The sequence below is a fragment of the Acetobacter lambici genome, from assembly GCF_011516885.1.
In the GTDB taxonomy this organism is placed as follows: domain Bacteria; phylum Pseudomonadota; class Alphaproteobacteria; order Acetobacterales; family Acetobacteraceae; genus Acetobacter; species Acetobacter lambici.
In genome coordinates this window covers 1-9,233 of record NZ_WOTD01000060.1, presented here as the reverse complement: position 1 = coordinate 9,233, position 9,233 = coordinate 1, and the positions used below count along the sequence as shown (strand labels likewise).

General features: G+C 57.9%; 10 protein-coding genes. All 10 read right to left on the bottom strand.

Annotated elements, in window-relative coordinates:
* Positions 1 to 56 precede the first annotated feature (56 nt).
* Entirely contained in the window at positions 57 to 599 is a 543-nt protein-coding gene (locus GOB86_RS13845; protein ID WP_165993178.1) for a Fur family transcriptional regulator, read from the bottom strand.
* Between the two features lie 44 nt (positions 600 to 643).
* Positions 644 to 1,516, bottom strand: a complete 873-nt coding sequence (locus GOB86_RS13840; protein ID WP_165993176.1) for a TonB family protein — start codon at positions 1,514 to 1,516, stop codon at positions 644 to 646.
* Positions 1,513 to 2,016, bottom strand: a complete 504-nt coding sequence (gene exbD, locus GOB86_RS13835; protein WP_165993174.1) for a TonB system transport protein ExbD — start codon at positions 2,014 to 2,016, stop codon at positions 1,513 to 1,515. The genes GOB86_RS13840 and exbD overlap by 4 nt, the downstream gene beginning before the upstream one ends.
* Before the next feature lie 5 nt (positions 2,017 to 2,021).
* Entirely contained in the window at positions 2,022 to 2,768 is a 747-nt protein-coding gene (gene exbB, locus GOB86_RS13830; protein WP_165993172.1) for a tonB-system energizer ExbB, read from the bottom strand.
* Between the two features lie 584 nt (positions 2,769 to 3,352).
* Positions 3,353 to 3,712: a DUF3325 domain-containing protein gene (locus tag GOB86_RS13825; RefSeq protein ID WP_165993170.1), complete on the bottom strand. Its 360-nt coding sequence runs from the start codon at positions 3,710 to 3,712 to the stop codon at positions 3,353 to 3,355.
* Positions 3,712 to 5,268, bottom strand: coding sequence for a PepSY-associated TM helix domain-containing protein (locus GOB86_RS13820; RefSeq protein WP_165993168.1), 1,557 nt, complete (start codon positions 5,266 to 5,268; stop codon positions 3,712 to 3,714). The genes GOB86_RS13825 and GOB86_RS13820 overlap by 1 nt, the downstream gene beginning before the upstream one ends.
* 1 nt (position 5,269) lies before the next feature.
* Complete coding sequence (locus tag GOB86_RS13815) at positions 5,270 to 5,554, bottom strand: hypothetical protein (RefSeq protein WP_165993166.1); 285 nt, start codon at positions 5,552 to 5,554, stop codon at positions 5,270 to 5,272.
* On the bottom strand, positions 5,554 to 7,986 hold the full coding sequence (locus tag GOB86_RS13810) for a TonB-dependent receptor (protein ID WP_242012690.1): 2,433 nt from the start codon (positions 7,984 to 7,986) through the stop codon (positions 5,554 to 5,556). The genes GOB86_RS13815 and GOB86_RS13810 overlap by 1 nt, the downstream gene beginning before the upstream one ends.
* A gap of 265 nt (positions 7,987 to 8,251) precedes the next feature.
* Positions 8,252 to 8,776: a FecR domain-containing protein gene (locus GOB86_RS13805; protein WP_165993179.1), complete on the bottom strand. Its 525-nt coding sequence runs from the start codon at positions 8,774 to 8,776 to the stop codon at positions 8,252 to 8,254.
* 47 nt (positions 8,777 to 8,823) lie between these two features.
* The coding region (locus GOB86_RS13800) for an integrase core domain-containing protein (RefSeq protein WP_242012689.1) at positions 8,824 to 9,233 on the bottom strand (410 nt) is incomplete at its 5' end.

Here is a 9,233-nt window from a genome sequence, read left to right as displayed (position 1 = left end):
ACAGAGGGCTGCCCATCCAGAATGCCTCCTTCAGAGAATGGTCAGCATCCTGTGAATCACATTTTTAAACCGATGGGTACCCCGTGAGTCAGGCCAAACAATGGTTGGTATGAGGGCGTAACGGTAATGGACGCGCCATGCACGGCCAGTCCGCGCTCGGCGGCAACCCGGTGCAGGAGGATGGCAACTTCTGGCGCGTCACAGGTCATTTTGCGGCCTGTTCGCGCATCCACAAAGGTAATGGCCAGCGCCACCTTGCGCTTGGCGGCCACATGGTAAGACCACAACCGCTCGGGCGAGACATCCCGCCGTAAAATTCCATGCTCCACAAGCAGGTTAAGGTTCCGCTGAATAGACCCCTGCGAGGGTGCGTGCCCAGCGGTCATGGTGCCAAGGGTCTGCCAGATTTCCACTGCCGTTGCCCCCGGCCCTGCCTCCAGAAGACCATGCAGCAGCACCCGGCGCAGATCGGTCATTCTGATCCCCGCCTCCTCGCAGCGGACCTCCAGTTGGTGGACCTGCCTGCGGCTGGCCCCCATGCCGGGGCGGATCTGGTGCGGAGCGGGCGGGGAGCGACGGTGTTCAAAAAAAACAGGCATGGCCATGACCCTGTCACGATCAGAGGTAAATAAAGACAGAAACCTCAGTTCCCGGCTGCATGGATGTAAAACTCAACCGGCACGGTCAGGGTGATCGGGTCCCCCTGCACGCTCTCGGGGGGGATGGGCAGGGGCTGCGCGCGTCTGGGCAGGGCCACGGCCTCCTGATCCAGCAGCGGGTGCCCCGAACTGCTGGCCAGTATCACGCTCAGTACATGCCCCTTGCGGTCCATGGAAAAGGTTACAGTCGGCACCCCTTCCTGGCGGTCTGCCATGGCATCGGCCGGGTAGCGCTTGAATTTTTCAAGCTGTGCCAGCAACGCCCCCTGCCACGAGACCGGGTCGCGCGATGCCTTGGAGGACGCAGCCCCCGGAGCCGGAGTCGCCTGCGTAAGAGCCGGTGGCGCCTCGGACGATGGCGGGGCTGTGGTTTCCTCCGCCGGTGGGGTCTTGTCCGGTGTCGGTTTGGCCAGCATGGGCACCGGCTTGTGCTTTTTAACCTGCTTGCGTGGTTTTTCCGGCCGGGGAACGGGCACGGGCGGGTTTGGCGCGGGCGATGGCGGAGCGGTTACCTTGGGTGGCTCCACGGGGGCCGGGTCGGGAATGGACTGGGTCTGCTGGGGCCCCGGCGGCAGATCGCTCGGCGGCGTGGGGGGGGAAACAGGTTCTGGAGCCATATCTATGGCAATAGCCGCGGGTGGGGGTTCGGGCACAGCCATAACGGGGGGAGGCAGATGCATGACCCACCCGACAACACCCCCGCTCACCGCCAGCACAGCAAGGAGCGACAGGCCCCAGCGCAGGGTATCCTCCCGCCGGGTGCGGCGCTGGTGCGCGCGCTGCCATGCCGCAAAGGAGAGGGGCAGCCCCACTGCCTGCCCACCCACGGCCTGCCCCGTATCCACTGCGCCGCTCATGGCGTAGTTCCGGGGGCTGGCGCGCTGGCGGGCATTGCAGCAGCGGAGGCGGACGGTACCGGCGTTGTGCCTGCCGCGCTCCCCTCTTCCTGCCCTTGCAGGTTGACCAGCGCGACCTTGAGGTACCCGGTGGAACGCAGTTTATCCATAACGCCCATGAGCGTGCCGTAATCCACCGTTTTGTCGGCGCGCAGGAAAATACGCTCGTCCTTGTTGCCCTTGGTCGCACTCTCCAGCGCGCCGGAGAGCGCGTCAGTGCTGATGTCATCCTCCCCCAATGCCAGACCGTGATCGGCCTTGACGGTCAGGAACACGGGATCGTCCGGGCGTGGTGTTGGCTTTTCGGTCGAGGAGGGCAGGTCGACTGGCACATTGACCGTGGTCAGCGGGGCGGTGACCATAAAGATCACCAGCAGGACCAGCATGACGTCAATAAACGGTGTGACATTGATCTCACTCGCCTCATGCGGGTTTTCATCGGTGTGCCGGATGCGGATCATGCCACCTACTCCCCGGTGGCCGCGCGGGCGTCACGCGGGGTGCCAAGCCGCACCACCTGCCCGCTCTGGGTCTGGGCCTGCATGCGCCCCAGATCGCGCGAGACAAGGCGCATGACCAGCGCGGTCAGGTCCGCCACCTGCGCGCGGCACGCAGCGGACTGACGGGCCAGATGGTTGTAAATCACCACTGCGGGAATGGCCGCGACCAGCCCAAGGGCTGTGGCCAGCAGGGCCTCGGCAATGCCGGGGGCAACAACGGCAAGGCTGGTGGCCTTGCTGGCCGCAATACCGGTAAAGGAGGTCATAATCCCCCAGACCGTGCCGAACAGCCCGACAAAGGGCGAGGTCGCACCAATGGTGGCCAGCACGCCGGTCCCGCGCATAAGGCGGCGTCCCTCGGCGGCTTCCAGCCGTTCAAGGTGCAGCACAATGCGCTCCTTCAGCCCCTCGCCATCATTTGGAATATCGGCTGAACGCCTGCGTTCGGTCTCGGCCGCCATGACCAGCGTGTGGGCAATGCTGCTGGGGCGCGTGCCCTCCTCGCCCAGATCCAGCGTGCTGGCCTGTTCGAGCGTCTGCTCCGCACGGGCCAGCCTTGCCCGCACCCGCAGCAGTTCAACAGACTTGGCAATCAGAATGGTCCATGTCAGCAGGGACGCCAGAACCAGCACAACCATCACACAGCGGACAACAGGCCCCGCGTTGAGGAACATCTCCCACGGGGAAAAGGATACAGGTGCAAGATCGGTCATGAAAGACCTCCTTTATAAGGCGGTCTGCTCCAAGCCCCGATCAGGCAGACGGCTGTGACAACAAGCAGGATGGACAAACGCCCCCAAGACGGAGGCAGCCAGCAACCACGCGAGCCCGGCATGGCGGACAGCAGGGCAGACAGGGTGCACAGGCCCGGTGCAATCGGCCTCGCCCAGAAGGCCACACACAGGTCAGCCATCACGCGAGCCCGACTATTTACTTGCATATGCGAGTAGGTCGCAACTTGTAAAATGACGTACGAACACAACAGCCTCCTCCGTGGATAACGCTGTTTGCTCATCCGGCTTCTAACAGCGTTGCGAGTGCATGCGCCATCAAGCGCACACCGCATTCATATATTAAGACGAACGAGGAAGACTTTTTCGGTAAAAAAATCAGAAAAAGATGCTCACACGTTTGCTTGATGCTCGATACGGGCCACGCACGCTACCTGCCATGCCCGGCCATTCCGGCTCTTCAGAGCCGTCTTGCAGGTATTGGCCCATCCACTTCCACCACTCCGGTGGCACCGCAGGCACAAGGTAGGGGCTTGCCCCATAAGCGCCTCTGCCCCCATATCTGCCTATCCACCCGCTCCCGGAGGCTGATGCGTGGGAGAAAAAACGCCTGTGGAAAACAGCATCAACCGTGCCAGTGGGGCCAGCAGGGCCGGACGCCAGCCAAGAACAACCGTAACGGCACAGGCTGCCAAAGACACCAGCCCCGCCCAAAGCAGAACGCCAAACCCGCCGCCCTCGGTATAAATTGCCGCACACAACACAGCACACAGCAGCAGGCCCGCCACAAAACGCGCCTGCCTCACCCGCTCAGGCGGTAGTTCCGCAGTTCCTGTGCTGCGGCGGTGTGTAAACTGGGTCAGTGCCAGCAAGGCAAACGCCAAAAAAAGCACCAGAGCAAAAGCACAATAGAGCAAAAAAGCCATTAGCCCACGCTCCCCCCTTTTGCCTGCCGGGGTGCGCTGCTGTGCCCCCCCGCCCTGCGCGCAAGGCGCATAGTGGCCAGCAAAGCCAAACCCGCCCCCACCAACAGCACCATATCCATGCCCGCAACAGGCCAGAGATAACGGTGGGAGAGTGTGCGGAGTGGATGATCCCCTGTTGTCACCCAGTTCAGCAGCACAGCATTTCCGGCAAACACCGCAATGGCGGCACTCTGGGCAAGCCACACCGTACGGGGCCACACCCAGCCGTGCACAAATGTTGCAAACCAGACGGTGTAAAAAACCCATACCTCCAGCGCGGCACGCCCCTGCCCCAACCAATGGGCATTGGCGGGCAGCAACCGGTTGCTTACAAAAAATGCCAGTGTTGCCAGAATAATTCCCGTGACGGAACCAGAAGTCAGTCCTTCCACCAACCGGAAGCCAAACATATTACCCTGCGTTTTACGCCGAGATTCCTGCCAGAACAAAAATCCGGTTGCAATCATGACGCAGCTTCCCATACCGAGCACAAAATACACCCAGCGCAAAACCCAATGATGGAACTGGATCAGATGCAGCCCGCTCAAAAACCGTTGGGCTTTTATAACAGGGCTTAACGGTGGTGAGCGGGAGATCAAGGCACCCGTAGCACCACTAAAGGCCACCACATCACGGTCCATAAGCACATGCCCCTCATTCACACGAAAAAAGGCAAGACGGCTGGAGGCTTTTCCCGGATTTGCAACAAGCACTGTCTGCGGTTCATCGCCCCCCCACATGGCCCGCGCACGCGTAGCGGCCTCATCCAGCGAGACAACAGGTGCTGCGGACCTGTCCGGTTTGACCGCAAGGAATGAAAGGTTGTTGGCGTCAAAAAAATAGGCGCGAGGGTTAGAATAAACCGCAGTAACACCGGCGGGAAAATAGGTTGCCCCTAAAATGACCAACCCCGAAAACGTGAGAAAAATATGGAACGGAAGGCCAAGAACACCACAAACATTGTGCAGGTCAAGCAGGATGCGCCTTGATTTTTTGTAAGGCCGGAACGTAAAAAACTCCGCAAATATCTTGCGGTGGATAATAACCCCGCTCACACACAGGACCAGCATTGCCATGGCGGCAAGGCCAACCACCCACTCCCCAAGATCCATCAGTTCGATCTGGAGTGTATAATGGAATGGAAAAATAAACTCGGTCCCGCCCAACGTGCCGGAGTCCGGCAAAATATGGCCCGATGCAGGATCAACCTCATGGCTGACAAATGTTTTTCCCGTTTTGTAGCGCAATTGCAGCACGGGCTGGCGGTCATTGGGTAAAATAATATTCCAAAAAGCCGCCTTGGCCGCAATGGCTTCATCAAGAGAAGGCCGGAAGGTTTCAAGGCTTATGCCGTGGGGGGCTGGCGCAAGACGGGTCGCTGGCTTCATCCAGCGGTCAATCTCGTTATCAAAAACCGAGAGTGTTCCCATCCAGAAAACAGCAAACAGCACGCTGCCCAGAACCACCCCTGCCCATGTATGCAGCCACCCCATGGAACGGCGGAAACCCTGTTCCATATCAGCCCCCATGCCTTACAAAAAAGGGAAGCCCGTATCCAGCAACAATCAGGAGAGAAAACACAACCACCGGCCACCCCACGGTGCGGGCCGCAAAGGCCCACACAATCAGACAGAGATAGACGATAAAGGTCAGCATTATCCCCAGTGTTACACTCTCCGCCCGTGGCATTCCCATGCTCACAAGCAGAACATTCAACAGTGCGAGAAAGGCGGATGAGGCAAAATACCCCATCACCACCGCCAGCATGACCCTGCCAGTTATCTTCAGCCCTGACCGCCGCATCAGAAGTCAGCCGTAACCGCAAAACGGAATGTTCTGGGGGCACTCAAAGACAGATAGTTATAACCGCTGGAGTTCCAGTAACGGGCATTGGTAACGTTATCCACATTCAGCAGGAATGTGATTTTTCCATCCCTGGAGGCAGGATTATTCATGGCATAACGCGCCCCCATATCCAGCCTGACCCAGCCGGGAATACTCCTGCGGTTTGTCAGGCTGTTTTCAATATATTCAGACGCGGTGTACATAATATCCGATGTAACGGACAGGCCTTTAACAAATGGCAGATCGTAGTCCAGCCCCATGTTAAAGTTAACCGGCGCGGTATTGGGCGCACGCTGGCCGTCATATGTCCCGCCCTGCGTTTTGGTCAGGGTCGGGTCAAGGAGCATGATCCCGCCTGTTGCACGCAGGCCGTGCACGATCTCCCCGGCAATATTCAGCTCCAGCCCACGATTACGCTGGTTGCCATTGGTGGACATGATGTTGGTTTTTACATCATACACGGTGCTTGGCTGGGAGATCTGAAAAACATCAAACGATACAATAAATCTTTTCAGGTCTGCCTTTACGCCAACTTCATACTGGGTCGATTTGTAGGGTGCAAAAATCTCCCCCGCATTGGCATAGGTCGTGCCAACCGTTGTGCCCTGCTGGAGCCCCTGAATCCAGTTCCCGTAAATGGAAACGTTCTTGAGCGGCTTAAACACGGCCAGCACCGAAGGGCTGATGGCCGTTCGGTCATATATGGCGGTCTGGGCACCCGTGGCAGCGGTAAAGCTGGCGCTCTGAACACGCTGCACCCGCAGGCCTGCCGTAACCTGAATACGCTTGTCCAGCGCGGAAATGGTATCCACAAAAGCAAGACTGGATAATGTGGACGTGCCCGTTTTGGGCGAACTCCGGGGTACGGAAACAGCCTGATTTAACAAGAACCGGTCCGGACCGCTATAAAGGTTCATGGCATACGTGGGAATGCCGGTATTGGTTCCGAATATGCGCCCCATGGTCATGTCCAGCCGGTTGGCCGAAAACGCAAGTTCCTGCGTAACCGGGCCACTCTCCACCTTTCCGCGCACACCAACTTCTGCTGTCAGGTAGCGGCCATTTTGTGCAATACCAACAGGTGTGGCCCCTGCCCCGTTGCCCAGAGCATCTTTAATCACAACCTGCTGGGAATATGCCCCCCTGTAGGTATAATTATGCACACCAACGCTGCCATACGCCGTAAAGTTACGAAAAAGATCGACCTCACCACGGAAGTCCCCAAAAATATCATTCCCGTTAAAGTAGCTCCACGGCAGGTCCAGATTCCGCTTCGAGCGCGAGGCATTGGGGACCGGAACACCAGTAGCCAGCGAGACATAGGGCAACACACCATCTATGTCCCGCTGCTGATATCCAAAATCGGTCGAAAGCCGCACATGATCCAGACGCAGGTCAACTGCGGTTGCGATCAGGGCTGTTTTCATATCGTTATAGGGGATTGCGGTCGAACCGGAGCGGATCATCCCATTAAGCCGCACACCAAGCTGTTTTTCCGAACCAAAACGTCGGCCCAGATCCGCATGCCCACCAAACTGGGAGTTGGACGTATAATCGGCCTCTATTTTGGTCATCGGTTTGTCATGCGCGCGCTTGGGCACAACATTGATCACGCCCCCAACACCACCACCGGGGGACATGCCATTCAGCAGTGCCGCTGGGCCACGGAGCACTTCCACCCGCTCCGCCAGTTCAGACGTCACACCGCTAAAAGGCATCATCCCATACATGCCACCGTATGACATATCCACGTTATCAAGGCTGAAGCCACGGATCTGTATCCGCTCCACACCCGCAGTTCCGGTAGAGAAAATAGACCTGATGGACGGGTCATCCTTCAGGGCGTCCGGCACGCTTCTGATCTGGCGTTTTTCAATAAATTCGGCTGTATAGCTTGTTGCATTAAACGGCGTATCCATAACATCGCGGTTGCCAAGCATGCCAAGCTGCCCACCGCGTGCGATCTCCCCCCCCGGCAATACCGGCGGCAGGTTGCCAATCATGGCCGTGGACGGAACGGGGGTCTGGTAGGTTCCACCAACCCGCACCGGACCAAGCATAATGGCTGATGAGGACTTGATGATTGAAATATGGCTACCTGAGCGCGAAAATGTGTAGCCACTCCCGGCCAGAATACGCGAAAAAGCTTCATCCGCAGTCATGGTGCCAGAGACCGCATTGGCATGCAGCCCCTTGACCTTGTCCATGTCATAAAACACCTGCAACCCGGCTGTGCGGCTTAACGCCAGAAGAGAGCTGTTCAGATCACCTGCTGGAATGTTGACCGAAAGCATGGGCTGCACCGTAGCCGTAACTGCCGCCTGACTTTGGGCCTGTCCGCGCTCCCCCAGCACCAGAACTCCTACACACACCAATGCCGTGCCAGACATAAATCGACAAAAAGCCGTCCTGTAATTTGCACCACGCCTTGCCCGCTGGCGTGCCTTTTGAAAACCCATCCTTTTCCCACTCCACGAGGCACCCCCGGCATAACCGAGAATGAATTGCATTTGCGTTATGGAGTAAGACGTTCAAGCCTGTAAGAATCAGTAAGGTTTTTTCTATCTTTTAGAGTGTTTTTTAATTTTTCATTCATTTTCAATGTGTTGCATAACCCGCCTGAATACTGGCAAGGCGTAAGGCAGCACACGCAAATCAATAAATAACCGTGATAAGGCGACCGATGGAAACGGTTTTCACACGCAGTTCCTGACTGATCGTTGATAAGGCACCGTCCACATCCGAGCAGGTGAACACACCACTTACCCGCCTATCCGCCAGCCTGCGATTAGCCAGCAGAATTCGGCCATGCCGGTAGTAGTTAAGCCGCCCGATCACACTGGATAACGGTTCATTATCAAACACAATCTGGCCGTTGCGCCATGCCGTCAGAACAGCGACCGGCGCATCGTGCGGGACTGCCAGACCATCCTGACCGTAATGAACGTTCTGTCCTTCATTCACAATAACGGACTGGAGCAGTCCGTCATGGCCTGTGGCGGCCACACGCACACTGTGTTCGGTTACAGTCGTATCAACATTCGCACCATCACGCGCGACCATAAACTGGGTTCCCAGCGCGGTTGATACGCCCCCTGCTGCTTCCACAACAAATGGCCTCGTCTCACGCCCGAGCACAGGTGCTACGGTAAAGTAAGCCTCTCCATCCAGCAGTACGATCCGGCGTGAACTGCCCCGGGTTTACCGGAGAGCGATTTATTCAGTAATCAGGCAGCGATATCAAGCCTGCTCTGATCTGCATAGAAGGCGCGTTCGGCTTCGGCGGGAGGCCTGTAGCTGATTGGCGCCAGCAGGCGTTGATTGTTATACCAGTCCACCCATTTGAGGGTTTCCCATTCGACCTGCGCCATGGATTTCCATGGCCCCAGATGATGGATGACCTCGGCTTTGTATAAACCGTTGATCGTCTCCGCCAGTGCATTGTCGTAGCTGTCACCAACCGTGCCGACCGAGGCATCGATGTCAGCCAGCGCCAGGCGTTCGGTGTACCGGATCGACAGGTATTGGGCGGATTCAACCGGTCGTCGCAACACCTTAATATTGGAGGTGTAGACGATGACAGGGAAACGGAAATCGGAGCGGTCCACAAGGCGCAAATTGTGCTCGCCAGGACGGC

What these genes read in the sequence shown, in the direction of transcription:
- GOB86_RS13840 (WP_165993176.1), bottom strand. Translation starts at nt 1,516, where the DNA reads ATGAGCGGCGCAGTGGATACGGGGCAGGCCGTGGGTGGGCAGGCAGTG.
- GOB86_RS13815 (WP_165993166.1), bottom strand. Translation starts at nt 5,554, where the DNA reads ATGCGGCGGTCAGGGCTGAAGATAACTGGCAGGGTCATGCTGGCGGTG.
- GOB86_RS13825 (WP_165993170.1), bottom strand. Translation starts at nt 3,712, where the DNA reads ATGGCTTTTTTGCTCTATTGTGCTTTTGCTCTGGTGCTTTTTTTGGCG.
- GOB86_RS13810 (WP_242012690.1), bottom strand. Translation starts at nt 7,986, where the DNA reads ATGTCTGGCACGGCATTGGTGTGTGTAGGAGTTCTGGTGCTGGGGGAG.
- GOB86_RS13820 (WP_165993168.1), bottom strand. Translation starts at nt 5,268, where the DNA reads ATGGAACAGGGTTTCCGCCGTTCCATGGGGTGGCTGCATACATGGGCA.
- GOB86_RS13845 (WP_165993178.1), bottom strand. Translation starts at nt 599, where the DNA reads ATGCCTGTTTTTTTTGAACACCGTCGCTCCCCGCCCGCTCCGCACCAG.
- exbB (WP_165993172.1), bottom strand. Translation starts at nt 2,768, where the DNA reads ATGACCGATCTTGCACCTGTATCCTTTTCCCCGTGGGAGATGTTCCTC.
- exbD (WP_165993174.1), bottom strand. Translation starts at nt 2,016, where the DNA reads ATGATCCGCATCCGGCACACCGATGAAAACCCGCATGAGGCGAGTGAG.